We start from the raw sequence: 25,535 nt of genomic DNA, 5'->3' as shown, positions 1-25,535 counted from the left end.
GCTCCTTCCGTGGACGCAACATACCCCGGTCCCAGACCTTGACGCGACCTTCTCTCAGCTCTTAAATCACGTCATAAATTAAGTCATGGAGGCCGTTCGACTCTCGAACGCTGCCACCCCCGGAAAGGGGCCATCTCACATGCGCACCATCAGAGCCGCAGCAGCAGTAGCCGTCGCCAGTGCCCTCACCGCCGTCGCCGGCTGCGGTGGCGGTTCCTCCAGCGAGGGTGGAAGTAACGAATCACCCAAAACCCTGACGTACTGGGCATCCAACCAGGGGCCCAACATCGAGGCGGACAAGAAGATACTCACTCCCGAACTCAAGAAGTTCGAGGAGCAGACCGGGATCAAGGTCAAGCTCGAAGTCATCCCGTGGTCCGATCTGCTCAACCGGATCCTCGCCGCCACCACGTCGGGCGCGGGCCCCGACGTGCTGAACATCGGCAACACCTGGTCGGCCTCCCTCCAGGCCACGGGCGCGCTGCTGCCGTGGGACCAGAAGAACTTCGACGCGATCGGCGGCCGGGACCGGTTCGTCGACTCGGCGGTCGCCTCGGCCGGCGCGGAGGGTCAGGACCCCGCCGCCGTGCCGCTGTACTCGCTGTCCTACGCGCTCTACTACAACAAGAAGATGTTCGCGGACGCCGGCATCACGCAGCCTCCGGCCACCTGGGACCAGCTTGTCGCCGACGGCAAGAAGATCTCCAAGGACGGCAAGTGGGCACTGGGCGCCGAGGGTGGCAACCTGTCCAACAACATCCACCAGGTCTTCGTGCTCGGTAAGCAGCACGGTGTCGACTTCTTCGACAAGGCGGGCAAGCCGACCTTCACCTCCGACGGCGCCGTCGCCGCGGTGAAGCAGTACGTCGACTTCATGGCCAAGGACAAGATCATCGCTCCGGGCAACGCGGAGTACGCCCAGAACCAGTCCCTCCAGGACTTCTCCAAGGGCAAGACCGCCATGGTGCTGTGGCAGGCCGCGGCCTCGACCTTCGCCTCCCAGGGCATGAAGCCCGAGGACTGGGGCGTCGCCCCCGTTCCGGTCCAGTCCGGTACCCCGGGCGCCGGCCAGAACACCAACTCCATGGTCGCCGGTATCAACATCGCGGTGTTCAACAACACCAAGAACGTCGACGGCGCCAAGAAGTTCGTCAAGTTCATGACGAGCGACGAAGAGCAGAAGCTGCTCAACAAGACGTTCGGCGCGATCCCGCCGGTGAAGGCCGCCCAGGAGGACCCGGCGTTCGCCGCGCCCGATCTGAAGGTCCTGCGTGACACGCTGGCCACCAGTGCCGCCCCGCTCCCCCAGGTCCCGAACGAGTCGCAGTTCGAGACGACCGTCGGTACGGCCGTCAAGGAGCTGTGGGCCGATGCCGCGGCCGGCAAGCCGGTGACCACCGAATCCGTCAAGGCGGCCCTGACCAAGGCCCAGCAGCAGATGGCACAGTGAGGCTTTCTCCATGACCGCCACCGTGACACCCAGTACCGGGCGCAAGGCGGGCACATCGGAGAAGACGGAGAACGGGGGTGCGCGCGGACCACGTCGTCTGCTGCGCATCCCCGACCGGATCCGTCAGGGCGGTCTGCCCTATCTCCTGCTGCTGCCCGCGGTCGTGCTCGAACTGCTCATCCACATCATCCCGATGGTGATCGGGATCTGGGTGAGCTTCCGGCAGCTCACCCAGTTCTTCATCAGGAACTGGGGCAATTCGCCCTCCGCCGGCTTTGACAACTACAAGATCGCCATCGATTTCGATGCCCCGATCGGTCAGGCGCTGCTCCACTCGTTCCTGGTGACCTGCGCCTTCACCGTGCTCTCCGTCGGACTGTCCTGGCTGTTCGGTGTGGCAGCGGCGATCATGCTCCAGGAGAACTTCCGCGGCCGGAGCATCCTGCGGACGATCTTCCTCGTCCCGTACGCCCTGCCCGTGTACGCGGCGGTCATCACCTGGGCGTTCATGTTCCAGCACGACAACGGCATCATCAATCACGTACTGCACGACCAGCTCGGCCTCACCGACGAGCCGTCGTTCTGGCTGATCGGCAACAACAGCTTCGTCGCGCTGGTCATCGTCTCGCTCTGGAAGTCCTGGCCCTTCGCGTTCCTGATGCTGATGGCGGCCCTCCAGAACATCCCGCGTGATCTCTACGAGGCCGCCTCCATCGACGGAGCGGGCATCTGGCAGCAGATCCGCAAGATCACACTGCCGTCGCTGCGCCCGGTCAACCAGGTGCTGGTGCTCGTGCTGTTCCTGTGGACGTTCAACGACTTCAACACGCCCTATGTGCTGTTCGGCAAGTCGGCCCCGGAAGCGGCGGATCTGATCTCGATCCATATCTACCAGTCGTCGTTCGTCACCTGGAACTTCGGTTCGGGATCCGCGATGTCCGTCCTGCTGCTGCTCTTCCTGCTGATCGTCACGGCGGTCTATCTGCTCGTCACCTCACGGGGAAGGAAGGGCTCCGATGCCTAGGCCCAGGTCTCCCATCGCACCGCCGCAGTCGTTCATCTGGACGCGCCGCGTCGTTCTCACACTGCTGGCGGCCTTCGCGCTGCTGCCCGTCTATGTGATGGTCAGCAGCTCGCTGAAGCCGCTCCAGGACGTGTCGGGCAAGTTCCAGTGGTTCCCGACGAACCTCACGATCCGTCCGTACTTCGACATCTGGAAGACCGTCCCGCTCGCGAAGTACTTCGTGAACTCGCTGATCGTGGCCGGTTCCGCGACCGTGCTCTCCGTCGTGATCGCGGTGTTCGCCGCGTACGCGGTGAGCCGCTACCGCTTCCGCGGCAAGCGGGTGTTCACCGTCACGGTGCTCTCGACCCAGATGTTCCCCGGTATCCTCTTCCTGCTCCCGCTGTTCCTGATCTTCGTGAACATCGGGAACAGCACGGGCGTCGAGCTGTACGGCTCGCGCGGCGGTCTGATCCTCACCTATCTGACGTTCTCGCTGCCGTTCTCCATCTGGATGCTGATCGGGTACTTCGACTCGATCCCCAGGGAGCTGGACGAGGCCGCCATGGTGGACGGCGCGGGGCCCATCCGCGCGCTCTTCCAGGTGGTGGTGCCCGCCGCGGTACCCGGCATCGTCGCCGTCGCCGTCTACGCGTTCATGACGGCGTGGGGCGAGGTCCTCTTCGCCTCCGTCATGACCAACGACACCACCAGGACCCTGGCCGTCGGTCTCCAGGGGTACGCCACCCAGAACGATGTCTACTGGAACCAGATCATGGCCGCCTCGCTGGTCGTCAGCGTGCCCGTGGTCATCGGGTTCCTTCTTCTCCAGCGCTACCTCGTCGCCGGCCTGACCGCGGGCGCCGTGAAGTGACCCATTCAGAAAGGCAGTCCGTGAACGACCTCAACGCCCTCCCCCACGATTTCACCTGGGGCGTCGCCACCGCCGCGTACCAGATCGAGGGAGCCGTGGCCGAGGACGGCCGTACCCCCTCCATCTGGGACACGTTCTCGCACACTCCGGGCAAGATCGACAACAACGACAACGGCGATGTGGCCTGCGACCACTACCACCGCGTGCCCGAGGACATCGGGCTGATGAAGCAGCTCGGTGTGGACGCGTACCGGTTCTCGATCGCCTGGCCGCGGATCGTGCCCGGCGGTGACGGACCGGTGAACGAGCGCGGACTCGCGTTCTACGACCGGCTGGTGGACGGTCTGCTGGAGGCGGGCATCACCCCGTTCGCCACGCTCTACCACTGGGATCTGCCGCAGATCCTCCAGGACCGCGGCGGCTGGCCCTCCCGGGACACCGCCGAGCACTTCGCGGCGTACGCCTCGGCCGTCGCCGAGCGGCTCGGTGACCGGGTGAAGGACTGGGCGACCCTCAACGAGCCGCTCTGCTCCTCCTGGATCGGCCATCTCGACGGCACGATGGCCCCCGGGCTGACCGATCTGACGGCCGCCGTGCGCACCTCGTACCACCTCCACCTCGGGCACGGACTCGCGGTGCAGGCGATCCGCGCGGCCTCCTCCGACGCCCGGGTCGGCATCGTCAACAATCTCAGCCCGATCGAGCCGGCGAGCGACAGCGACGCGGACCGCGCCGCCGCCGTCCGTGCCGACGGTCACACGAACCGCTGGTGGCTGGACCCGATCCACGGCCGCGGCTACCCGCAGGACATGCTCGATCTGTACGGGGTGGATCTGCCGGTGCGCGCCGGCGATCTGGAGACCATCGCGACGCCGCTGGACTGGCTGGGGCTCAACTACTACTTCCGCCAGATCGTCGAGGACGACCCGGCGGGCCCGGCGCCGTTCGCCCGTCAGGTGGACGTGCCGGACGCCCGCCACACCCACATGGGGTGGGAGGTGCACGCCGACGGTCTGGAGCAGCTCCTGCTCCGGCTGAAGGACGAGTACGGCGCGCAGCGGATCTTCGTCACCGAGAACGGCTCAGCCTTCCCCGACACCGTACGGGCGGACGGCACCGTCGACGACCCCGAGCGTGCCCGGTATCTGGACGAGCATCTCGCCGCCTGCGCGCGCGCCGTGGAGAAGGGCGCCCCGCTCGCCGGGTACTTCGCCTGGTCGCTGATGGACAACTTCGAGTGGGCGTACGGCTACGACAAGCGGTTCGGTCTGGTCCACGTGGACTACGAGACGCAGCGCCGCACCATCAAGGGCAGCGGCCACCGCTACGCGGAGATCATCCGCGCCCTGTCCGGCAGGAACCGCGAGGCGGCCTGACACGGTCACGGGCACCGCGCGCGTCGCGTGACGCCTGACGCCTGACGTGTGAACGGCTGGAGCCACCGCCCTGGGGAGGGGGACGGTGGCTCCGGCCGTTGGGGGGGTGAGGACCCCCGGTGTTATTGGTTCAGATAAGGGTGGATATCAATGTCTTTCGATGGTTCCGTACCGGTCTGGGCACACACCGAGGCGGCCACCTGGGAGGCGAAGCCCAGCATCCGCGCCACCTCGTCGGGCGACAGCGCGGCGGCGCCCCCCTCCCGGTGCGCCCCGGTGGCGATCAGCCAGTGGAGAACACCGGACATGAAGGCGTCTCCCGCGCCGATGGTGTTGACCACCTCGACGGGCACCGCGGGAACGGACACCGGCTCCGCGGAGCCCGCGTATCCCGTACTGCCCTTGGCGCCACGGGTGAGCACCACGAGCCTGCCCTCCGCGGCCAGCCGCCGGCAGGTCTCGTCGGGGCCGGTGCCGGGCCAGAGCCGTTCCAGATCCTCGTCGCTGGCCTTGACGACATCGGCCAGCGAGCACAGCTCGCGCAGCCGCCGGGCGCCCGTCTCCGGGTCGATGGTCCGGTCCTCGCGCACATTGGGGTCCACCACCAGCAGGGAGCGCGCGGCGGCGGCGCGCGCGGTGGACGCGACGGCCTCGGCGGCCGGTTCGACGACGGCGGCGACACCGCCCGCGTACACCGCGGCGAACCGGTCCGCCTCGGCGGAGTGGTCCGGCAGCCGGAAGGTCGCCGTGTCCTGGAGATGGAAGTGGTAACTGGTGCCCTCCGGGCCCGGGTCGGCGACCGCGAGCGTGGTGGGCAGCTCCGAGCGCGCGCAGAGTCCGAGCTCCGTACCGGCCGAGACCAGCCGCTGTTCGATCATCCGCGCGAAGCCGTCTCCGCCGAGCGCGCCCGCGAACCAGCTCGGCGTACCGAGCCGGGCGAGCCCCGTCGCGACATTGGCGGGGGCGCCGCCCGGTTCGGCGCGGTAGGCCGCCGGGTCCTCCGGTGACGGTACGAGGTCGATGAGCGCCTCCCCCATCACCAGGACGGCGCCCTCGCGGACCGGCCGCTCCCGCGTCACGGCTCGCGTCACGGCTCCACCACGATCTTGCGGCCCTGGCCCGCCTTGAACCGCTCGATGGCCTGCGGGTACTCCTCCAGCGGCATCCGGTCGCTGATGAAGACCGCGGGGTCGAGCACACCGGTGGCGAAGAGCGCGGCGGCCCGCTCGTAGCTGTGCAGCACCGCCATGGAGCCGGTGATGGTGATCTCCTGGTTGTAGATGCGGTACGGCTCGATGACCGCGGTCGTCGCGTAGTCGGAGACCCCGAACTGGAGGAAGGTACCGCCCTTGGCGACCCGGCCCAGACCGTCCTGGATGGCGCCCGCGTTCCCGGTGGCGTCGATCACGAAGTCCCAGCCGCCCGGCCGGTCGAACTCCTCCGCCGAGGCCGCGGTGCGCGAACAGCCGAGCTTGCTCGCCGTCGCCAGCCGCTCCGGGTTGATGTCCAGGACGTCGACGGCGGCGGCGCCGGTGCGCTTGGCGAGTTCGAGCATCATGAGCCCCATGGTCCCCGAGCCGTAGATCAGCACCTCGGCGCCGAGCGTGGAGCTGAGGACGTCGTATCCGCGAACGGCGCAGGAGAGCGGTTCGATCAGCGCCGCGTCCCGTACGTCGATGTGGTCGGGCAGCTTGACACAGTTGGCGACGGGCGCGACGGCGTACTCGGCGGCGCCGCCGGGCTTGCTGACACCGATCGCGTTCCACCGGTCGCACAGGTTGCCCCGTCCGGCCCGGCAGTAGCGGCACTCGTGGCAGTACAGCGACGGGTCGACGGCCACCTTGTCGCCCACGGCCAGTTCAGTGACGTCGGAGCCGATTTCCACGATCTCACCGGCGAACTCGTGACCGGGCACGATCGGCAGGGTGGGCGCGAACTCCCCCTGGAGAATGTGCAGATCGGTGCCGCACAGGCCGCACGACGCGACGGACACGACCACATCCCGGGGGCCCGGGGCGGGGTCGGGCACCGTCGTGACGGAGACCTTGCCGACGGCTTCGACGATCGCTGCCCTCATTACTTAACAGCTCCAAGAGAAAGGCCCTGGACCAGCTTGTCCTGGGCGGCGAAACCGGCTGCGAGCACCGGCAGGGAGACAACGACGGACGCCGCGCAGAGCTGGGCGAGGAAGAGCCCCTGGCTGGTGACGAAGCCGGTCAGGAAAACAGGTGCGGTCTGGGCCGTCACCCCGGTGAGCACCCGGGCGAAGAGCAGCTCGTTCCAGCTGAAGATGAAGCAGATCAGGGCGGTGGCCGCGATGCCGGGCGCGGCGACCGGCGCCACCACCCGGGCCAGCACCGTGGGCAGCCGGGCGCCGTCCACCTGGGCGGCCTCGATGATGGAGACCGGGACGTCGGCGAGGAAGGACTGCATCATCCAGACCGCGATCGGCAGATTCATCGAGGTGTAGAGGATGACGAGCAGCCAGATGTTGTCCAGCATGCCGACGTTCTTCGCGAAGAGGTACACGGGCAGCAGTCCGGCCACGACCGGCAGCATCTTCGTGGAGAGGAAGAAGAACATCACGTCCGTCCACTTCTCCACCCGCTTGATGGAGAGCGCGTACGCCGCGGGGAGCGCCAGGACCAGCACGAACACCGTGGAGAACAGGGACGCGGTCAGGGAGTTGATCAGCGGCGGCCAGGGGCTCGCGCCGCCTCCCGCGCCGAAGAAGACCCGGTAGCTGTCGAGGGTGAGCCCCGCGCCGAAGGAGGGCGGATTGGTCGCCGCGTCCGCCTCCGAGTGGAAGGAGGTGAGCAGCATCCAGAGCGCGGGCAGACAGAAGACGACACCGACGATCCAGGCGAGCAGCCCGAGCCCGGCGGAGCGCCGCCTGGCCCGCCGGGCGGCGGGCGCGTACGGATCGATCCTGGGGCGCGCGGCTGCCGTCCGCGGGGCGGAGAGGGTACTCATGCGCGGTTCGCCTCCTCACTGAAGAGGGACGAGACCACACGCAGGGCGAAGGTCGCGATCACGATCGTGCCGATCACGACGACGACTCCGGCGGCGGAGGCCAGTCCGTACTCGTGAGCCTGGTAGAAGGTCTGGTAGATGGTGTACGGGAGGTTCGCGGTGCCGAGCCCGCCCGAGGTGAGGGTGAAGACCGCGTCGAAGTTCTGCACGATGTAGATCGAGCCGAGCAGGACGCCCAGCTCCAGATAGCGGCGCAGATGCGGCAGCGTCAGAAAGCGGAAGGTCTGCCAGGCGGTCGCGCCGTCCAGCTTCGCGGCCTCGATGATCTCGGCCGGCCTGCTCTGGAGCCCGGCGAGCAGGATGAGCATCATGAACGGTGTCCACTGCCAGACGAGGGACGCCTCGACCGCGATCAGGGGCATGTCCGAGATCCAGTCCGGCTGGGCCGGGCCGCTCACCCCGAACAGTCCGGTGAACCACGCCCAGGCCCCGTTGAACAGGCCGTACTCGGGGTTGTAGAGCGCGTGCTTCCACAGCAGCGCCGCCGAGACGGGGACCAGCAGGAACGGGGTGATGAGCAGGGTGCGGACAAAGCCGCGGCCGAAGAACTTGCGGTCCAGCAGCAGGGCGAGCAGCAGTCCGAGGACCACGCTGACGATCACGACGGTCGCGGTGAGCAGGACGGTGGTGAACACCGACTCCCGCAGGCTCGCGTCGGAGAACACGGACCCGTAGTTGGCGAGTCCGGCGAAGCCGCGCTCGTCGGGGGCGAGCGAGTTCCAGTCGAAGACCGAGATCACCAGTGTCGCCACGAAGGGCAGCTGGGTGACCGCGATCAGGAAGACCAGCGCGGGCAGCAGCGGGGCCCGGGTCGCCCAGGCGCGGGCCCGGCCGGAGGCCCGCCGGCCGGCGCGCCGTGGGGCGCCGGGGCGCGACGCGCCGGCCGGGGAGAGCGGGGGTGTACTGACGGAGGTGCTCACTGCTGCTCCTTGCCGACCTTCTCGGCGAGCGCCTGCGAGGTCTTCAGCGCCTCGGCCACCGACTTCTTGCCCGCGATGGCGGCGCTGATCTCCTGCGAGACCTTGGTACCCAGATCGGTGAACTCGGGGATGTCGACGAACTGGATGCCGACGGTCGGGCGCGGCTGGGTGCCCGGGTCACGCGGGTTCGCGGTGGCGATGGCCTCCTTGGTGACCTCGGCGAAGGCCGCCGCGTCCTTCAGATAGTCGGGGTTGGCGTAGGTCGAGGCGCGCTTGCCCGCGGGCACGTTGGCCCAGCCGATCTTCTCGCCGACGAGGTTCTCGTACTCCTTGCTGGACGCCCAGGAGATGAACTTCCACGCGCTCTCGGTCTTGGTGGAGGCCTTCTGCATGCCCCAGGCCCAGGTGTAGAGCCAGCCCGAGCTCTCCGTCTTGTCCACGGGGGCCGGCACATAGCCGATCTTGCCCTTGACCGGGGAGCCCTTGGCCTCCAGCGATCCGGCGCCGGCGGTGGCGTCGTACCACATGGCCGAGTTGCCCTGCGTCATGTTGTTGAGGCACTCGGCGTAGCCGGACTGCGGAGCGCCCGCCTGGCCGTGGTCACGCACCAGGTCGACATAGAACTGGGTCGCCTTGGTGAACTCCGGGGAGGTGAGCTGCGCTTCCCAGTCCTTGGTGAACCAGGTGCCGCCCATGGTGTTGACGACGGTGGTCAGCGGCGCGATGACCTCGCCCCAGCCGGGCAGTCCGCGCAGACAGATGCCCTTCATGTTCTCCTGCGCGCCGTCGACCTTGGCGGCGAGGTCGGCGACCTGCTGCCAGGTGGGCTTCGCGGGCATCGTGAGCTTCTTCGCCTCGAAGACGTCCTTGCGGTACATCAGGAAGGACGACTCGCCGTAGAAGGGCTCGCCGTAGAGCTTGCCGTCCTCGGCGGTCAGGGACTCCTGGAGCGGCTTGAGTATGTCGGCCTGGTCGAAGGCCTTGTCCTTGGCGGAGTAGTCGTCGAGCGAATGCAGCCAGCCGTTCTTCGCGTAGAACGGCACCTCGAAGTTGCTGATGGTGGCGACGTCGTACTGACCGGCCTGGTTGGAGAAGTCCTGGGTGATCTTGTCCCGGACGTCGTTCTCCGGCAGGACCGTGAAGTTGACCTTGATCCCGGTCTCCTTGGTGAAGTTGTCCGCGGTGAGCTTCTGCAACTCCACCATCTGCGGGTTGTTCACCATGAGCACATTGAGCGTGTCGTCCCCCGAGGAGGAGGTGCCGCCCGCGCCGCTGCACCCCGCGAGCAGGGCCACCAGGGCGGCGCTCGCGGCCATACGTACACGGATTCCGCTGCTTCCACCGAAGCGCCGTTGCTGGAGTGGCTGGAGTGGCTGGAGTGGCTGGAGTGGCATGACGTTCTCTCCTGATCGTTTGATGCGGGAAGACAGATGTGGGAAGACATGGGGGTGCCGGATGGAAAGGCACCAGGGTTGCTTGAGGGGATGGAGGGTGGGACGGATATACGAAGGGGGTTACGGGTATGCAATGAAAAACGTGACCCGAGTGACCCGGTGGGGCGGGACGGGATGTGAGGGGACGCGAGGGGACAGAAGGACGTGGTGGGGTCAGACGCGAATGACCTGCGGCCCGAGCAGCGAGTAGCGCTGCGCCTCGGCCGAGGGCAGCCCCGCGTCCGTGACGATCGACTCGAAGTCACCGACCTCGGCGAAGCGGCAGAAGCTGACCGCGCCGAACTTGGTGTGGATCCCGGCGAAGACCCGGCGGCGCGCGCTCCGCATGGCCTGGGCCTTCACCTCGCTGACCGCCGGATCGGGGGTGGTCAGACCGTACTCACGGGATATGCCGTTCGCTCCGACGTACGCCAGGTCGATGACGAACTCCGCGAGCATCCGGGTGGTCCAGTGGTCGACCGTGGCCATCGTGGAGCCGCGGACCCGGCCGCCGAGCAGCAGTACGGCGATCTTCTCCGCGTCGGCGAGCGCGGTCGCCACCGCGAGGGAGGCGGTGACCACCGTCAGCGGGCGGTCCCGGGGCAGCGCCTCGGCGACGAGCTGAGGGGTGAAGCCCTCGTCGACGAAGACCGTCTCCGCGTCGCCGAGAAGATCCGCGGCGGCCGCCGCGATCCGGGACTTCTGGGGCACGAGCCGGGTGGTCCGTACCGCGAGAGTGGTCTCGAATCCGGCGCTCTCCACCGGATAGGCGCCGCCGTGGGTGCGCCGCACCAGCCCGTGTTCCTCCAGGGCGTGCAGATCGCGCCGAACGGTCTCCTTGGCGACCCGAAGTCTCCCCGCCAGGGCGGTGACCTCCACCGACCCGTCTCGTCGGGCGATCTCAAGGATTTCTCGTCGGCGCTCGTCGGTGTCCACGACAACACACTTCCCTGCTTTGCTGCGGCTCAGCACCCGTTCGGGCTCATGGGTCGTTTGTACAAGCAAGAGACCGGCTGCGACCAGCTTCTTCACAGCCTCGACTGTGCCCGTTCATGCCCGTTTCGGGAAGGGTGTTTGCGCTGATCACCTGAGCGACCGGGATGGCTGTTGCCCGGATCACTGCCCGATTGACGCGTCCTCGTGCCCGTTCGGCGCCCGGTGCGGTACACGCTTTTCCCGTAATCGGAACCGGTATACGGCAGCGCGCCACCCCTGAAGCCCGAGCCCGAGCCTGAGAACCGAGCCCGAGTCCGAGTCCGAAGCCCGAGGACCGAAGCCCCGCCCCCGCCCGGCGCGGACAGAGAGAATCCGCGGCGGGCCATGGGGGTCCATGGCCCGCCGCGGAGTGCCGCCCAGCGCCGCCGGCGGGGGAGGAGACGGCGCGGCCGGGGTCGGTGAACCGGGTCAGGCGCCTGGCCGGGCGCGTGGCCGGGCCTTCGCGCCGGACGTCCGGCCGGACATCCGGTCAGGTGTCCGGGTCAGGTGTCCGGGTCAGGTGTCCGGGTCAGCTGTAGACGCCGAACTCGTAGAGGGAGTAACCCCAGCCGGTTCCGCGCACCGTGGAATTTATCCTGACATAGCGCGCGTTTCCGGCGAGTTCATAATCATCGATCCCGCCGTTGCCATCGGTGACGGTCCTCAGCGTGGCCCAGTTCCGCCCGTCGTCGGAGGTCTGGACGGTGTAGCCCTTGGCGTACGCGGTCTCCCAGGCGAGCTGGACATGGCGGAACGCCGTCTTCTGGCCGAGATCGACCTGGATCCACTGCGGATCGCTCCAGTCGCTCGCCCACCGCGTGTCGAACGAGCCGTCGACGGCGTTGCCCGCGGGGCAGGGGCAGCCGGTGCCGGCCGCCTGCGCCGAGGACGCCGTCGCCGGCTTGCCCCTGGCGACATTGGTCCCGCCGACCGGCGGCGGCACCACCTTGAACGACTTGGTCTCGATACCCACATTGCCCTTGCCGTCGCTCGCCTTGACATAGACCTTCCAGACACCGAGCCGCTCGGGCGCGACGAGCCGGAACGTGCCGTTCCCCAGGGCGGTGAAGGGCGTTTCGACCAACTGCCCGGAGTTGTCCAGGTACTTGCCACCGAGGAGAAGTTGGTACGAGAGCGGATCGCCGTTCGGGTCCGTGACCGAGGCGCGTACGGTGAACTCCCGGCCCGCGGGCACCGAGGCGGCCCCGTCGACCGACATCGAGGAGATCACGGGCGGGGTGTTGTCCTGGGAGGTGTTCCCTCCGTACGCCCTCTTCACCGCGTAGTACGAGAGCCGCTTCTGGCCCGCGGGAAGCAGATTGAACCAGACTCCGCCGAAGTCGTACTCCGTGCCGTAGTGGAAGAGTGTCGCGCCGAGCGCCACGCCCCGGTGGCCGGTGACGCAGTCCCACGCCCTGGTGTAGCCGGCGGCCTTCGCGGTGTCTGCGGGCTCGTCGGGCACACCGTTGGCGTCGTCCGGCACCTCCCACTCACCGGCGGGACCGCCCTCGGTGACGATGTACGGCTTGGTGTAGCCGCCGTCCTGCCAGGTCCTCTGGATATTGCAGACGTCGCCGTACGAGTTCACCGCGTACAGATCGAGGTCGGGCGCGTTGCGCCGGTAGTACGGCCAGGCGCCCGTCCACGCGTCGGTCGAGGTCACCGGGTGGTTGGGGTCGACGGCGTGGATCCTCTTCGCGATGTCGTTGACGAAGGCCGTGTACGCGTTGCGCTGCTGCTCCAGCGCGTCGCCGCTGTAGCAGTTCTGGAGACCGAGGACGGACTCGTTGCCGACGTTCCACATCAGAACACCGGGGTGGTCCCGGTAGGTCTCCACCCAGCGGGGGAACTCCGCGAGCATATTGTTCTTGTACGTGGTGTCCGTCAGATAGTTGACACAGCCACCGCTCCCGGGACCGCCGCCCGGCTGGAGCCAGAAGCCCGCGATGACCTTGACGCCGTTGGCCGCCGCCGCGTCGAACAGCGGCCGGCTGCCGGCATCGGTGCCCCAGGTCCGTACGGTGTTGGCGCCCATCGACTTCACGTCGGGCATGTACCGCGCCGCGTCGGCCGCGGCGGGGCCCCAGGTCAGACCCTTGACCTGGTACGGCGCCCCGTCGACGGTGAGCTGCCAGGCGCCCTGCGTTCCGGTGACCTTGACGACGCTGCCCGCGGCGTGCGCGGCGGGGGCGGGGAGGACCACCACGCAGGCCGCGAACAGGGCGGCGACGGCGACCGGGGACGCGCGCCGGATTCCGACGGCCCGTCGCAGGACGGCGGAGAGCCGCGCGACTCGTCGGCGCACGGCGGGCAGGCGGCCGGCCGGCCGGTGGACGGATGGTCGATGTGCCAGTGGCTGGTGTGCGGGTGGTCGGCGCATGGGGTGCTGTCTCCTCGTGGGGGCGGCGGTGCGGGTGGGGATCCGGACGGGTGGGGATCTGCGACGGGCGGTGATCTGAACGGGAGAGCGCTCTCCCGTAAGGACGCGGTCCGCCCCTACGGGAGAGCGGCCCGGATCAGGGCAGTTCGTAGTTCGCGTTCAGCGCCGCGCCCGCCTCGGGGTGCGTCTGGTCGTACCCACGGGCGTCACACTGGAGCCCGCCGACGACGCAGTGCCGGACCAGGGCGTTCAGCGTGCGGTCGTCCCAGGCGTTGAAGAAGTCGTAGTGGAACGTGTGCCCCACCCCGCTCGCCAGCCTCACCTGTGACATATCACCGTTGACGGGCCAGGCCATCTTGAACTCGATCATCGGCAGCGCCACCGGATGCGAGGGCGGGCAGACGTCCTGGTTGGCGCCCTGCGCTCGCGGATAGGCCATATGGCTCTGGTGGTCCGGTGTGTCCAGATACCGTCCGTCCCAGCAACTCGGCGCCTGGAAGCGGAGATTGAGCTGGACATCCGGCCGGGCCGGGCAGGACGCGGGGAACTCGGTGTTCTTGTAGCTCTCCCCGCACTCCCAGCCCTCCACCCAGCCCCGGTGGTTGCGGAACTGCTCGGCGGTCTGCGTCGGACTGCCGACGACGAAGCGCAGTCCCTTGGGGAACGGCCGCACCGAGCGGTAGTCGGTGACGCCCGACTTGTAGTAGATGGTCTGCGGACCGACCGGCGCGATCGCGGTGTTCCCCTTGTACAGGGTCGGCATCCAGTACGCGGACTTGTCACCGGGCGCCTTGCACGCGGTGCCGCCGCCGCTCAGCGAAGCCGTGGTGCTGTTCGCGTCGGTCGTGTTGTTGCCCATGAAGGTGTGGTCGTGCGACCTGCCCGGCTGGCCGGGGTACACGATCGGGTCGTCCGGCCGGGTGTGCGTCATGGAACAGTTCGCCTGGAACTCGTGGAAATACCGGGTCGGCGGGATCTCCGCGGACGGCACGACACCGGTCACGGGCGGATTGGCCGGAATATATCCGTCCCCGTCGGGATCGTCGCCGGACGGTACGGGGACAGCCGGGGCCATTCGGTGACCCGCGTAGGCCGCCTGGGCCGCCGCGGGCGGATCGGCCGCCCGTGGAGTGGCCTCGGCGGTCGCGGTGTCCGGTATCGCGATGAGCCCGAACGCCACCAGAGCAAGGGCGGTGGCGACAAGCAACGCGGACACCAGTGCGGTACTGCGGAATTCGCGCAATCTTTCGGCCATGCGGACCTCCATGCCGCTCTTCAGCCGCACCCGTCGGAGGGCGCGGTGGGGGGAAGTGGAGCCGGAAGGTGCACCGCGGAGAGCCGGCCCCACAGCCGGTGAAGAACCCGGGATCACTGCGGGAGAGCGCTCTCCAAAGCGCTGTCAGTGTTACGCCGTCGCTGAGAGAGTGTCAATACTTCGTGAACGAAGCCCGGTCGAGGCACGCCGTACTCGTCTCGCGCTCGCGCGCAGAACACGGCACGATGCGTCAGGTCCGGAATGTATGAGGTCCGGGCCCGCTTGACGACTGATGAACGGCCATGTCCGGCGGTACGTACCGCTCCCCAGCGGGACCTACCGGCGGCGCGCGGCGCATCCTACGGATATCCAGGAGCACAGGACATGAGTGGAACTGCCCAGATCGGTGTCACGGGGCTCGCGGTCATGGGCCGCAATCTCGCCCGGAATTTCGCCCGCAACGGCTTCACGGTCGCGGTGCACAACCGCACCGCGTCGAAGACCCGTGCCCTGGTGGAGGAGTTCGGCGATGAGGGCACCTTTGTCGCCGCGGAGTCCGCGGCGGACTTCGTCGCGGCGCTGGAGCGGCCCCGCCGGCTGATCATCATGGTCAAGGCGGGCGCCCCGACCGATGCCGTGATCGAGGAGTTCGCCCCGCTGCTGGAGGAGGGCGACGTCATCATCGACGGCGGCAACGCCCACTTCGCCGACACCCGGCGCCGGGAGAAGGATCTGCGTGAGCGCGGTATCCACTTCGTCGGTGTGGGCATCTCGGGCGGCGAGGAGGGCGCGCTGCACGGACCGAGCATCATGCCGGGCGGCTCCGTCGAGTCGTACGCCTCGCTCGGCCCGCTGCTGGAGCGGATCGCCGCCAAGGCGCCCGACGGCGCCCCCACGGTGGCGCACATCGGTCCCGACGGCGCCGGCCACTTCGTGAAGATGGTGCACAACGGTATCGAGTACGCCGATATGCAGCTCATCGCCGAGGCGTACCACCTGCTGCGGGCCGTCGCCGGCTACTCCCCCGCCAAGATCGCCGAGACCTTCAGGACCTGGAACACCGGGCGGCTCGACTCGTATCTGATCGAGATCACGGCCGAGGTGCTCGCCCACACGGACGCGGCGACCGGGAAGCCGTTCGTGGACATCGTGACCGACCAGGCCGAGCAGAAGGGCACCGGCCGCTGGACCGTACAGATCGCCCTCGATCTGGGGGTGCCGGTCTCCGGTATCGCCGAGGCGGTCTTCGCGCGCTCGCTCTCCGGCCACGCCGGGCTGCGCGAGGCGTCCCGCTCGCTGCCGGGGCCGACGGCGGCGCCGCTCTCCGAGGCGGACGCGGCGCGCTTCGCCGACCAGGTCGAGCAGGCGCTGTACGCGTCGAAGATCGTCTCGTACACCCAGGGCTTCCACCAGATCCAGGCGGGCAGCGAGGAGTACGACTGGAACATCGACCTCGGTTCGGTCGCCTCGATCTGGCGCGCGGGGTGCATCATCCGTGCCGCGTTCCTCGACCGGATCCGCGAGGCCTACGACACCCAGCGCGAGCTGCCGAGCCTCCTCTCCGACAAGCAGTTCGCCGAGGAGATCGGCGCGGCGCAGGAGGACTGGCGCGCGGTGGTCGCCACGGCCGTGCACCAGGGGGTGCCGACGCCGGGCTTCGCAGCGGCGCTCTCGTACTACGACGCGCTGCGCGCCGACCGGCTGCCCGCCGCGCTCACCCAGGGGCAGCGGGACTTCTTCGGCGCGCACACCTACCGGCGCACGGACCGCGAGGGCTCGTTCCACACCCTCTGGGGCGGCGACCGCTCCGAGGTCTCGACCGACTAGTCAGCCGAGCGGCCCGGGTGCGGGCTCGGGTTCCGGCCCCGGTACGGGGTCGGGGCCCGGCGGCGGGCCCGGGATCGGGTCCGGCGGGGGCATGGGCGTGGGGCTCGGCGGCGGCGTCGGGTGCGGCGGCGGAGTGGGCATCGGGGGCGGACCGGGCGGCACCGGATCCGGGCCGGGCCCCGGCGGGACGGGTGCGGGCGGTACCGGATCGGGGTGAACGGGGTCCGGATTCGGGCTGGTCATGGCCTTGCCTCCCGTGGTGCGGGCGTTGTGCGTTCTCACTGTCTCCCGGTGCGCGTGCCCACGCGCGCCGGGTCCACGCGTGATCCGACCGGTACGGGCCGCCACCGCGCGTGGCGTCCCGCGCGGACGGACGGCCCACGAGACGCCGCCAGGACGCCCGTGGGCGGCCACACAGGCCGTACACGCCGTACACGCCGTCGTACGGGGCATCCCGGGTACCGGTGCGGCGCCCGGTACGGCCGGTGCGGCGCCCGGCCGCTTCGCGTCCGGCGTCAGATCGCGGCCGCCGCGGCGGCCGCCGCGTTCAGCCCCGGGCGCGGGCTGGAGAACACCGGAAGAGCGCAGGTCGTACGGTCCGCCGCGTCGGCCATCGAGGCCTGCGCCAGCACGACGACATCCGCGCCGGTGATCTCGTCCACCACCGCGGCCACCGCGTTCAGATAGCCGTCCTGGTCGCCCGCCTCGAAGCGCTCCCAGGCGCCCTCGACCAGCACCATGCGCAGGTCGACCGGGCGCCCCGCGGCCTCCTGGCGGATCAGCGCGGCCGTCGGTTCCAGTGTGCTCTCCAGGGCGGCGACCACGACGACCCGGCCGGCCGCGGCGGCCGCCGCGGCCATCGGCCGGTCGACCCGCAGGACGGGGATCCCGAGCGCCGCACCGGTCTTCTCGGCGACCTCACCGATGGTCGAGCAGGTGCAGAGCACGGCGGCCGAGCCCTCGGCGACAGCGGCGGTGAGCACCGCCTCGACATCGGCCGCCACGGATTCCGGGCCCTCGGCCCTCGCCCTGCTGAGCAGGGACTCCTCGACGACATGGCGCAGGACGAGTCCCGGATGGTCCATGTCCCGCAGGGCGTCGAAGACCGGGACATGGACCGGGGAGGTATGCAGCAGAGTCAGCATGATCGCGATGCTAGGACAGGACCGCACGCCGAGTCCGGCATTGTTCGCCCGACAGGACGAAGAGTGACAGAAGGGGTCTGCCGGAGAGATGTGAAGGCCGTCAGGCGCCCGCCGCCCCTCCGCCGCTCTCCCCGCTCTCCCGCGAGTCGAGCGCGGCCTTCAGCAGCTCCCGCGCGTTCTCGACCGCTTCGGCGGGAGCCTCCGGGGCCTCCTCGGGATGGCGCTGTGCCCATCGCGCGGCGTACGGGCAGATCGGGACGACCGGCACGCCCTCGCGCCCGGCCGTCGCGTACAGCTCCCGCACCAGCGCGCCCGCGATGCCCTTGCCCTCGTTTCCCTCCTCCACCACGGTGTGCACGGCTACCAGCGCTCCGGGCGACTCCTCCGTGGCCTCCATGGCGAGATACACGACGGAGCCGACGGCCCGGCCGTTCTCGTACGCCTCCAGACGCCCCTCGGACCGGTTGTCCCGGATATCGAGATCTGACATGACGGTGGGTTCTCCCTGCTCTGGTGGGGCGCCGCCGCTTCAGCCCGCGACGGCGTGCGGTGCGCGTACGGTACGGCCGCCCGGCACGGGAGCGGACGCGTCGCCGCCCACCGCCACCACACGGTTGTCCGCACCGACATGGACGACGCTCGGGGTGAACGCGCGCGCCTCGGCATCGTCCATCTGGGCATAGCTGATGAGGATCACCAGATCACCGGGGTGGACGAGATGCGCGGCGGCGCCGTTGATCCCGATGACCCCGGACCCGCGCTCACCCTCGATGACATATGTCTCCAGCCGGGCGCCGTTGTCGATGTCCACGATGTGCACCAGCTCACCGGGCAGCAGATCGGCGGCCTCCATCAGCTCGGCGTCCACCGTGACGGAGCCGACGTAATGGAGATCCGCGTGGGTCACCGTGGCCCAGTGAATCTTCGACTTGAACATGGTACGCACCATCGAGGCACTCCTGAATGTAGGCTCCCTGCCCGCGTTCTCGCAGGTCAAGGGCGACCCCACACTCTATAACGCATCGCGTTACCAGGCAGCTTCCCCGGGTACCCGTCGATGCGGTCAGCGGCGCCGCAGCGACGGGTCGAGCAGGGCGGGCGGGGTGTCGAACTTCTCGTGCGGAGCGAGGTCGGTACCCGGAGCGACGACGGCGTCGATCGCGTCGAGCACGTCGGCGGAGAGCACGGTGTCCGCGGCGGCGAGCTGCGAGCGCAGATGGTCCGGCGTGCGAGGACCGATGATCGCGCTGGTCACGGCGGGGTGCGCGGTCACGAAACCGAGCGCGAGCTGGATCATCGTGAGACCGGCCTCGTCGGCGACCTCGGCCAGTCGCTCGACCGCGTCCAGCCTGGCCCGGTTGGACGGGACGGTGATGTCGAAACGTTCCGGCATGAACGTCGAGCGGCTGGTGGTGATGTCCCGGCCCTCGCGGATCGCACCCGACAGCCAGCCCGAGGCCAGCGGGCTCCACACCAGCACACCGAGGCCGTACTCCTCGGTCACGGGCAGGACGTCGGTCTCGATCCCGCGTTGCAGGATCGAGTAGCTGGGCTGTTCGGTGACATAGCGGCTCAGGTGGTTCTCCCGGGCGGCCCACTCCGCCTGTACGAGGCGGTACGCCGGGAAGGTCGAGGAGCCGAAGTAACGTATCTTCCCCGCGCGTTGCAGGTCGGTCAGAGCCGACAGCGTCTCCTCGTCGCTTGTGCTCGGGTCCCACCGGTGGATCTGGTAGAGATCGACGTGATCGACACCGAGGCGGCGCAGGCTGTTGTCCAGCTCGGTGACCAGCCAGCGGCGCGAGGCGCCCCGGTGGTTGCGCTCGTCACCCATGGGCATGGCCGCCTTCGTGGCCAGCACGATGTCGTCGCGGCGTCCGGCGATGGCCCGGCCGACCATCTCCTCCGACTCGCCGCCGCTGTAGATGTCGGCCGTATCGATGAGGTTGATCCCGGCCTCGAGGGCTGCGTCGACGACAGCGGTGGCCTCGTCCTGGGTGGTGCGCCCGATGGCGCCGAAGTTCATCGCGCCGAGCGCGAGCGAGCTGACCTGTACACCGGTGCGGCCCAAGGTGCGGTACTGCATGGCAGTCTTCCTCCATCGCGGGTGAGGTGTGGTGGCAGTGTGGTGGCAGTGCGTGGCTTGGTCGTCCGCTTCCTGCACTGGCATCATGAGTAAACGGAACCTTGTTCCGATAAAGATACGGAACGTCGTTCCGTTTGGCAAACCCGGTGAGGGAGTGACGGCGCGGTGAACGACGGCGACGGGGGCGCGGGGCATGCGGCCCGGCCCAAGCGGGCGGACGCCCGGCGCAACAAGGAGACTCTGCTCGACGCGGCCGCCGCGATCTTCGTCACGTCGGGCGTGGAAGCGCCGGTACGCGACATCGCGGCCAGGGCCGGCGTCGGGACGGGCACGATCTACCGCCACTTCCCGACGCGGGCGGATCTCATCATCGCCGTCTACCGGCACCAGGTCGAGGCGTGCGCCGAGGCCGGGCCGACCCTGCTGGCGGCCTGCGCGACCCCGCACGCCGCACTGGGGCGATGGATCAACCTCTTCGTGGATTTCCTGGTCACCAAGCACGGACTCGCGGCCGCGCTCCAGTCCGACGACGCCGGCCTCGACACGCTGCACGCCTACTTCCTCGACCGGCTCGTGCCCGTGTGCGCCCAGCTGCTCGAAGCCGCGGCCGCCGCCGGCGAGATCCGGTCCGACATGGACGCCTTGGAACTCATGCGCGGCGTCGGGAATCTCTGCGTCGGGGCGGACAGCGATCCCCGCTACGACGCGCGCCGGCTGGTCGAACTCCTCATCGCGGGACTCCGTCTACCGCGCTAGGCCCTGGCCGGCACACATACCGGAACGCTGTTCCCGCGACCCTCTCCCACGCCTGCCGCATTCGCCATATGCGGAACCACGTTCCGGATGTCGGTCGGGCGCGCGGCGCACCGCCGCTTCGTGAAGGGGTTGTCGGCCGTCCGTCCACGGCGGACGGCAAAAAACAATGGAAAGGAGATCCGCTCTCCTTTCCATGCCCAACGTATAGCGCACCGGGGGGCTTGCGGCAAGGCCGGGGGCGTACCGCAGAATCGCCGACCGAAGCCGGAACCTGCGGAAACGGGGAGTCACGAAGTGCGTGTGCTGTTGTCGACGTATGGGTCGCGGTATGGGCCACCGGGTGCCGACGACCACCCGGGCCGGGGCGCCTCGGGTGGTCGTACCCCAGCCGGTGGACCAGCCATACTGGGCCCGCGGGATGGCCGGTCCGGGTATCGGCACGGCACACGACGGTCCGGTCCCGGCCACCGAGTCCCTGTCGGCCGCGCTCAGGACCACTCCCACCCCCGGGACCCGCGCACGGGCGGCCGCCGTTGCCACCACCAGGCTCGTCACACCGGTCCGGGCGTCTCGCCGCGCGCCATGGTCGCGAGCGACCTCAGATCGGAGCTGCCGACGTGAACCCGCTGACTGCCGGCGCGTTTGACCTTCCCGACCGCCTCTCCCCCAAGGCCGACCCGGCGCTGATCGCCGGCGACGAACAGCACTTCGCGGCCATCGCGGAGTGCCTCGCGCAGTCGATCGCCGAACTGTCCGACCGCCTCGATGCCGAGCGCAGGGCGCCCGGCGGCGCGGGGCGGCAGGCATTGGACCGGGATGTGGAGATCCACCGGCTGACCGCTCGGCTGCGCGCACTGCGCCGCTTCGGTCTGGACCTGTGCCTCGGACATATGGTCGGCGCGGACGATCCGGAGCCCCTGTACATCGGACGGCTCGGTCTTACGGACAGCGCGGGTCGCCGGCTGCTGCTCGACTGGCGCTCCCCCGCCGCCGAGCCGTTCTTCGGAGCCACCCACGCCAATCCGATGGGTCTGGCGAGCCGCCGCAGATATCGCTGGACCCGCGGCCGGATCAACGACTACTGGGACGAGGTGTTCACCTCGGACGGGTTCGCCGGGCATGCCGCGCTCGACGACCAGTCCGCCTTCATCGCCAGCCTGGGCGGCAACCGTTCGGCACGGATGCGGGACGTGCTCGGCACCATCCAGGCCGACCAGGACGCCATCATCCGCGCGGGATCGCGCGGCGCTCTCGTCGTCGACGGCGGTCCGGGTACGGGGAAGACCGTCGTCGCCCTGCACCGCTCCGCCTACCTCCTCTACTCCGACCCCCGTCTCGGCCACCGCCGCGGCGGCGTGCTGTTCGTCGGTCCGCACCAGCCCTACCTGGGCTACGTCGCCGATGTCCTCCCCAGCCTCGGCGAGGAGGGCGTGCAGACCTGCACCCTGCGGGACCTGGTCGCCGAGGGAGCCGCGGCGGCGACCGAGGCCGACCCGGAGGTGGCCCTCCTGAAGTCGTCCGCGAACCTGGTGAAGGCGATCGAGACGGCCGTCAGGTTCTACGAGGAGCCGCCCGCCAAGGGGATGACGGTCACGACCCACTGGTCCGACATCCGGCTGAGCGCCGACGACTGGGCCGTGGCGTTCGAAGCGGCGGAACCCGGTACTCCGCACAACGACGCGCGCGACCAGGTCTGGGAGGAGCTGCTCACGATCCTGGTGGACAAGCATGACGAGGACGTCTCGGCCGACCTGCTCCGCAAGTCGCTGGCGCGGAACAGGGAGCTGCTCACGGCCTTCAACCGCGCGTGGCCGCTGATCGAGGCGGCCGACCTCGTCGGAGACCTGTGGTCCGTACCCGCCTATCTGCGCAAGTGCGCTCCCTGGCTCGGCCCCGACGACGTCCGGCGGTTGCGGCGCGAGGACGCCCAGGCCTGGACGGTGTCGGACCTGCCGCTCCTGGACGCCGCACGGCAGCGGCTCGGCGACCCGCAGGCATCGCTGCGCGAGCGGCGGCGCAAGGCCGCTGTCGCCGCCGAACGCGAGCACATGGCCAAGGTCGTCGACTCCCTGCTCCAGGCCGATGACGACGGTGAGGGCGCGGTGACCATGCTGCACGGGCAGGACATGCGGGACACCCTCGTCGACGAGTCCGTGTCGCCAGGCATCGAACCGGATCTGCTCGCCGGCCCGTTCGCGCACATCGTCGTGGACGAGGCCCAGGAACTGACCGACGCGGAGTGGCAGATGCTGCTGCTCCGGTGCCCGTCCCGGAGCTTCACCATCGTCGGGGACCGTGCCCAGGCCAGACACGGGTTCACGGAGTCGTGGCGGGAGCGGCTGGAGCGGGTCGGGTTCGACCGGATCGACCTGGCCACCCTGAGCGTCAACTACCGGACGCCGGAAGAGATCATGGCGGAGGCCGAGCCGGTCATCCGGGCCGTGCTCCCGGACGCCAACGTGCCGACCTCCATCCGCGGCGGCGGCATCCCCGTCGTCCACGGATCCGCCTCGGATCTGAACTCGATCCTCGGCACCTGGCTCGCCGCGCACGCCGACGGGACCGCCTGCGTCATCGGCGATCCCGCGTTCCGGACGACGTCCCGCGTCCGGTCGCTGACCCCGGAGCTGTCGAAAGGGCTTGAGTTCGACCTGGTGGTCCTCATCGACCCGGAGACGTTCGGCGAGGGCGTCGAAGGAGCGGTCGACCGCTATGTCGCGATGACCCGGGCGACCAGGCAGCTCGTCATCCTCACCAGCTCCTGACGAGTCGCGCCCCCGCGCCTCGGACCGGGCGCCGTCGAACGGTCAGGCGGACGGGGTGGCGAAGTAGTGGCCCTTGTCGAGGTCTTCGACGAGTCCGGGCCGGGCCGGGCGCCACCCCAGCAGTTCGCGGGTGCGCGCGCTGGAGCTGGGGCTGTCCAGGCCGAGGAAGGCGGCCAGCCAGGTGAAGTGCCCGGCCGCGTCATCGGGGGAGACCGAGGCCACGGGCACACCGAGATGACGCCCGATCACCTCGGCGACGGTACGGATCGGTACGCCCTCGTCCGCCACCGCGTGCAGCGTGGAGCCGGCCGGGGCACTCTCCAGCGCCAGCCGGAAGAGGTGTGCGGCGTCGGACCGGTGCACAGCGGCCCAGCGGTTGGCGCCGTCGCCCAGGTAGCCGGAGACACCCTTCTCGCGGGCGATGGCGACCACGGCGGCGATGAAGCCCTGGTCCCCGTCGCCGTACACGGTCGGAGGAAGCCGTACGACCGACGAGCGGACACCGCGGTCCGCGAGGGCGACCGTCGCGCGCGCGTTGGCCTGCCGCTTGGCCGGGCCGCCGGTCAGATGGGCGTCTGCCGGGCCGGACGCCTGTCCGTCCTGCCCATCCTGCCCGTCCTGCTCGGTCGCGAGCCGCCCCGGCGCCAGCCCGAGCATCCCGGAGGCGATGAGGAACGGGCGGTCGGTGCCGGCGAGCGCCTCGCCGAACGTGTCGATGACGCGCCGGTCCGCGTCGGCGGCCTCCTCGAAGCCGCCGCTGAACGCGATGTCGTGCTTGAAGGCGAGATGGATCACGCCGTCGGACTCGGCGGCCGCGCCGCGCAGGGTGTCGAGATCGTCGAGCGTGCCGCGGCGCACCTCCGCGCCGGCCTCGGTGAGGGCGGCGGCCGAGGCGTCCGAGCGGGCGAGCCCGACGACCTGGTGGCCGGCACCGATGAGCTCCGGGACGACGGCTGAACCGATCCAGCCGGACGCGCCGGTGATGAACACACGCATGAGGAGAACCTCCGGGTAGGTCGGCCTGTCCTCGCCGCGGGTACCGGGGTAACGGGTACGGGGGTACCGGGACACGGAAGGTGCGGCGGAGAAGGCCATGTCAGTGACTGACATCAACCGTAACACTGGATGTCAGTCACTGCCATCACGTAAGGTCGGGGCTATGGCTCGATGGGAACCGAACGCGCGCGGGCGGCTGGAACAGGCGGCGCTGGACCTCTTCAGCGAGCGCGGGTTCGAGCAGACCACCACCGCGCAGATCGCCGAACGCGCCGGGCTCACCGAGCGCACGTTCTTCCGGCACTACGCCGACAAGCGCGAGGTGCTGTTCGGAGGATCGCGCGCGCTGGAGGAGGTCTTCGTGGACACCCTCGGCGGCACTCCGGAGACGGCCCCGCCGATCGACGCGATGGCCTCGACGCTGGAGACCGTCGCCGCCTTCTTCGTGGACCGCCACGAGTTCGCCCGGCGGCGTCAGGCCGTCATCATGGCCAACGCGGAACTGCGCGAGCGCGAGCTGATCAAGCTCGCGTCGCTGTCGGCGGCGCTCGCCGCCACGCTCCGTCGACGCGGCGTCAAGGATCCTGCCGCGAGCCTCACCGCGGAGGCGGGCATCGCCGTCTTCAAGGTCGGGTTCCAACGCTGGGTCGGTGAGAACGGGGAACGCGGTCTGGCGGACTTCTTCCGGGAGTCGCTCGACGAACTCAAAGTGGTGGCCGCGGGCGCGTGACCGGCTAAGCCCGGTGGGGCCGAGCCGGACGACGAGGGGCCGGGCGGAGGGGGCGGGATCAGTCGCTGTCCTCCCCGGCGGCGAATCGCCGGGCCTCGCGCCGGCCCGCGTAGCGCTCCCTGCGGTTGTCGGCGCGGTTCTTTTCCCCCAACTCCTTCTTGGCGGCACGCCCGTTGGGCCCCGAACAGCAGGTCCGGCCGAACTCGGCGTGTTCCCACCAGCAGCGTGTGCCCGCGTCCTCCCGCGTCGGGTCGGGCGGCAGATCGCAGCCGCCGTAGCGGTGATCGTGGGCCGGCCGGGGGTTGTGCTCCGCACGGCGCACCCACATCGGTTTCGTCCTGTCGGTACGGGACATCTCGTTCCTCACGGAACCCGCCGCCCTTGCTCCCGGACTCTCCGGGCGGGCGGCCAGGGTCTCTCGTTCGGATCTGGCTGGGTGAGGGAGCGGGGTCTGGTGCCGTGGATCGCAAGGCGGAGGAGGGAGCCCACGCGGAGCGTAGGCGACCGACGCCAACGCCGCGAGGGGCGGTGGCC

Annotated in this window: 22 protein-coding genes; 8 read left to right on the top strand and 14 right to left on the bottom strand. The window is 69.6% G+C overall.

What is annotated here, in order from left to right; genetic code table 11:
* The first annotated feature begins 139 nt into the window (after positions 1-139).
* The 4 genes from ACWGDX_RS07255 to ACWGDX_RS07240 are packed head-to-tail and all read left to right on the top strand — an operon-like array spanning position 140 to position 4,703.
* Entirely contained in the window at positions 140-1,450 is a 1,311-nt protein-coding gene (locus ACWGDX_RS07255) for an extracellular solute-binding protein (protein WP_363085043.1), read from the top strand.
* A 10-nt stretch (positions 1,451-1,460) separates the two neighbouring features.
* A complete protein-coding gene (locus ACWGDX_RS07250; protein WP_453623086.1) occupies positions 1,461-2,474 on the top strand; it encodes a carbohydrate ABC transporter permease in 1,014 nt (337 codons plus the stop codon).
* Entirely contained in the window at positions 2,467-3,327 is an 861-nt protein-coding gene (locus tag ACWGDX_RS07245) for a carbohydrate ABC transporter permease (protein ID WP_382857768.1), read from the top strand. Before ACWGDX_RS07250 ends, ACWGDX_RS07245 begins: the two co-directional genes overlap by 8 nt.
* 20 nt (positions 3,328-3,347) lie before the next feature.
* Positions 3,348-4,703 carry a GH1 family beta-glucosidase gene (locus tag ACWGDX_RS07240; RefSeq protein WP_453623083.1) on the top strand — a complete coding sequence of 452 codons (1,356 nt, stop codon included), beginning with the start codon at positions 3,348-3,350 and terminating at the stop codon, positions 4,701-4,703.
* A gap of 122 nt (positions 4,704-4,825) precedes the next feature.
* On the opposite strand, the gene ACWGDX_RS07235 is transcribed toward ACWGDX_RS07240, so the two are convergent.
* The 8 genes from ACWGDX_RS07235 to ACWGDX_RS07200 all read right to left on the bottom strand — a co-directional run bounded on the left by ACWGDX_RS07235 (position 4,826) and on the right by ACWGDX_RS07200 (position 14,699).
* On the bottom strand, positions 4,826-5,740 hold the full coding sequence (locus ACWGDX_RS07235; protein WP_453623313.1) for a PfkB family carbohydrate kinase: 915 nt from the start codon (positions 5,738-5,740) through the stop codon (positions 4,826-4,828).
* 50 nt (positions 5,741-5,790) lie between these two features.
* A complete protein-coding gene (locus ACWGDX_RS07230) occupies positions 5,791-6,780 on the bottom strand; it encodes a zinc-dependent alcohol dehydrogenase family protein (RefSeq protein WP_453623081.1) in 990 nt (329 codons plus the stop codon).
* Entirely contained in the window at positions 6,780-7,676 is an 897-nt protein-coding gene (locus tag ACWGDX_RS07225; RefSeq protein WP_382857779.1) for a carbohydrate ABC transporter permease, read from the bottom strand. The genes ACWGDX_RS07230 and ACWGDX_RS07225 overlap by 1 nt, the downstream gene beginning before the upstream one ends.
* A complete protein-coding gene (locus ACWGDX_RS07220) occupies positions 7,673-8,656 on the bottom strand; it encodes a carbohydrate ABC transporter permease (protein WP_453623079.1) in 984 nt (327 codons plus the stop codon). Before ACWGDX_RS07220 ends, ACWGDX_RS07225 begins: the two co-directional genes overlap by 4 nt.
* Positions 8,653-9,972 (bottom strand): ABC transporter substrate-binding protein, encoded by a 1,320-nt coding sequence (locus ACWGDX_RS07215; RefSeq protein WP_453623311.1) that lies wholly within the window; start codon positions 9,970-9,972, stop codon positions 8,653-8,655. The genes ACWGDX_RS07220 and ACWGDX_RS07215 overlap by 4 nt, the downstream gene beginning before the upstream one ends.
* A gap of 291 nt (positions 9,973-10,263) precedes the next feature.
* Positions 10,264-11,025 carry a DeoR/GlpR family DNA-binding transcription regulator gene (locus tag ACWGDX_RS07210; RefSeq protein ID WP_453623077.1) on the bottom strand — a complete coding sequence of 254 codons (762 nt, stop codon included), beginning with the start codon at positions 11,023-11,025 and terminating at the stop codon, positions 10,264-10,266.
* 568 nt (positions 11,026-11,593) lie between these two features.
* Entirely contained in the window at positions 11,594-13,444 is a 1,851-nt protein-coding gene (locus tag ACWGDX_RS07205; RefSeq protein ID WP_453623075.1) for a discoidin domain-containing protein, read from the bottom strand.
* 136 nt (positions 13,445-13,580) lie between these two features.
* Complete coding sequence (locus ACWGDX_RS07200) at positions 13,581-14,699, bottom strand: DUF1996 domain-containing protein (RefSeq protein ID WP_453623073.1); 1,119 nt, start codon at positions 14,697-14,699, stop codon at positions 13,581-13,583.
* A 384-nt stretch (positions 14,700-15,083) separates the two neighbouring features.
* On the opposite strand from ACWGDX_RS07200, the gene gndA reads away from it, so the two are divergent.
* The gene (gene gndA, locus ACWGDX_RS07195; RefSeq protein WP_453623071.1) at positions 15,084-16,526 is read left to right on the top strand and encodes an NADP-dependent phosphogluconate dehydrogenase; all 1,443 of its coding nucleotides are present in this window, start codon (positions 15,084-15,086) and stop codon (positions 16,524-16,526) included.
* 515 nt (positions 16,527-17,041) lie between these two features.
* Here gndA and ACWGDX_RS07190 read toward each other — a convergent pair.
* The 4 genes from ACWGDX_RS07190 to ACWGDX_RS07175 all read right to left on the bottom strand — a co-directional run bounded on the left by ACWGDX_RS07190 (position 17,042) and on the right by ACWGDX_RS07175 (position 19,754).
* Positions 17,042-17,671 carry an aspartate/glutamate racemase family protein gene (locus ACWGDX_RS07190; protein WP_383032760.1) on the bottom strand — a complete coding sequence of 210 codons (630 nt, stop codon included), beginning with the start codon at positions 17,669-17,671 and terminating at the stop codon, positions 17,042-17,044.
* A 100-nt stretch (positions 17,672-17,771) separates the two neighbouring features.
* Entirely contained in the window at positions 17,772-18,161 is a 390-nt protein-coding gene (locus ACWGDX_RS07185) for a GNAT family N-acetyltransferase (protein WP_453623068.1), read from the bottom strand.
* Positions 18,162-18,200: 39 nt separating this feature from the next.
* The gene (gene panD, locus ACWGDX_RS07180; RefSeq protein ID WP_453623066.1) at positions 18,201-18,620 is read right to left on the bottom strand and encodes an aspartate 1-decarboxylase; all 420 of its coding nucleotides are present in this window, start codon (positions 18,618-18,620) and stop codon (positions 18,201-18,203) included.
* 114 nt (positions 18,621-18,734) lie between these two features.
* Positions 18,735-19,754, bottom strand: a complete 1,020-nt coding sequence (locus tag ACWGDX_RS07175) for an aldo/keto reductase (RefSeq protein ID WP_453623064.1) — start codon at positions 19,752-19,754, stop codon at positions 18,735-18,737.
* Between the two features lie 165 nt (positions 19,755-19,919).
* On the opposite strand from ACWGDX_RS07175, the gene ACWGDX_RS07170 reads away from it, so the two are divergent.
* Both ACWGDX_RS07170 and helR read left to right on the top strand, forming a co-directional pair.
* On the top strand, positions 19,920-20,510 hold the full coding sequence (locus ACWGDX_RS07170; RefSeq protein WP_453623062.1) for a TetR/AcrR family transcriptional regulator: 591 nt from the start codon (positions 19,920-19,922) through the stop codon (positions 20,508-20,510).
* 617 nt (positions 20,511-21,127) lie between these two features.
* Complete coding sequence (gene helR, locus ACWGDX_RS07165; RefSeq protein WP_453623061.1) at positions 21,128-23,275, top strand: RNA polymerase recycling motor ATPase HelR; 2,148 nt, start codon at positions 21,128-21,130, stop codon at positions 23,273-23,275.
* A gap of 42 nt (positions 23,276-23,317) precedes the next feature.
* Here helR and ACWGDX_RS07160 read toward each other — a convergent pair whose 3' ends face one another.
* Positions 23,318-24,271: an SDR family oxidoreductase gene (locus ACWGDX_RS07160; protein ID WP_453623059.1), complete on the bottom strand. Its 954-nt coding sequence runs from the start codon at positions 24,269-24,271 to the stop codon at positions 23,318-23,320.
* 163 nt (positions 24,272-24,434) lie between these two features.
* Here ACWGDX_RS07160 and ACWGDX_RS07155 point away from each other — a divergent pair, with 163 nt between their 5' ends.
* Entirely contained in the window at positions 24,435-25,001 is a 567-nt protein-coding gene (locus tag ACWGDX_RS07155) for a TetR family transcriptional regulator (protein WP_453623057.1), read from the top strand.
* A gap of 58 nt (positions 25,002-25,059) precedes the next feature.
* Here ACWGDX_RS07155 and ACWGDX_RS07150 read toward each other — a convergent pair whose 3' ends face one another.
* The gene (locus ACWGDX_RS07150; protein ID WP_453623055.1) at positions 25,060-25,356 is read right to left on the bottom strand and encodes a hypothetical protein; all 297 of its coding nucleotides are present in this window, start codon (positions 25,354-25,356) and stop codon (positions 25,060-25,062) included.
* Positions 25,357-25,535: the final 179 nt, after the last annotated feature.

The sequence above is a fragment of the Streptomyces sp. NPDC055025 genome (assembly GCF_053608565.1).
The sequence above is the reverse complement of the archived record's forward strand: the minus strand, read 5'-3'. Positions and strand labels throughout refer to the sequence as shown.

What these genes read in the sequence shown, in the direction of transcription:
- ACWGDX_RS07255 (WP_363085043.1), top strand. Translation starts at nt 140, where the DNA reads ATGCGCACCATCAGAGCCGCAGCAGCAGTAGCCGTCGCCAGTGCCCTC.
- ACWGDX_RS07250 (WP_453623086.1), top strand. Translation starts at nt 1,461, where the DNA reads ATGACCGCCACCGTGACACCCAGTACCGGGCGCAAGGCGGGCACATCG.
- ACWGDX_RS07245 (WP_382857768.1), top strand. Translation starts at nt 2,467, where the DNA reads ATGCCTAGGCCCAGGTCTCCCATCGCACCGCCGCAGTCGTTCATCTGG.
- ACWGDX_RS07235 (WP_453623313.1), bottom strand. Translation starts at nt 5,740, where the DNA reads ATGGGGGAGGCGCTCATCGACCTCGTACCGTCACCGGAGGACCCGGCG.
- ACWGDX_RS07230 (WP_453623081.1), bottom strand. Translation starts at nt 6,780, where the DNA reads ATGAGGGCAGCGATCGTCGAAGCCGTCGGCAAGGTCTCCGTCACGACG.
- ACWGDX_RS07225 (WP_382857779.1), bottom strand. Translation starts at nt 7,676, where the DNA reads ATGAGTACCCTCTCCGCCCCGCGGACGGCAGCCGCGCGCCCCAGGATC.
- ACWGDX_RS07215 (WP_453623311.1), bottom strand. Translation starts at nt 9,972, where the DNA reads ATGGCCGCGAGCGCCGCCCTGGTGGCCCTGCTCGCGGGGTGCAGCGGC.
- ACWGDX_RS07205 (WP_453623075.1), bottom strand. Translation starts at nt 13,444, where the DNA reads ATGCGCCGACCACCCGCACACCAGCCACTGGCACATCGACCATCCGTC.
- ACWGDX_RS07200 (WP_453623073.1), bottom strand. Translation starts at nt 14,699, where the DNA reads ATGGCCGAAAGATTGCGCGAATTCCGCAGTACCGCACTGGTGTCCGCG.
- gndA (WP_453623071.1), top strand. Translation starts at nt 15,084, where the DNA reads ATGAGTGGAACTGCCCAGATCGGTGTCACGGGGCTCGCGGTCATGGGC.
- ACWGDX_RS07190 (WP_383032760.1), bottom strand. Translation starts at nt 17,671, where the DNA reads ATGCTGACTCTGCTGCATACCTCCCCGGTCCATGTCCCGGTCTTCGAC.
- ACWGDX_RS07185 (WP_453623068.1), bottom strand. Translation starts at nt 18,161, where the DNA reads ATGTCAGATCTCGATATCCGGGACAACCGGTCCGAGGGGCGTCTGGAG.
- panD (WP_453623066.1), bottom strand. Translation starts at nt 18,620, where the DNA reads ATGGTGCGTACCATGTTCAAGTCGAAGATTCACTGGGCCACGGTGACC.
- ACWGDX_RS07175 (WP_453623064.1), bottom strand. Translation starts at nt 19,754, where the DNA reads ATGCAGTACCGCACCTTGGGCCGCACCGGTGTACAGGTCAGCTCGCTC.
- ACWGDX_RS07160 (WP_453623059.1), bottom strand. Translation starts at nt 24,271, where the DNA reads ATGCGTGTGTTCATCACCGGCGCGTCCGGCTGGATCGGTTCAGCCGTC.
- ACWGDX_RS07155 (WP_453623057.1), top strand. Translation starts at nt 24,435, where the DNA reads ATGGCTCGATGGGAACCGAACGCGCGCGGGCGGCTGGAACAGGCGGCG.
- ACWGDX_RS07150 (WP_453623055.1), bottom strand. Translation starts at nt 25,356, where the DNA reads ATGTCCCGTACCGACAGGACGAAACCGATGTGGGTGCGCCGTGCGGAG.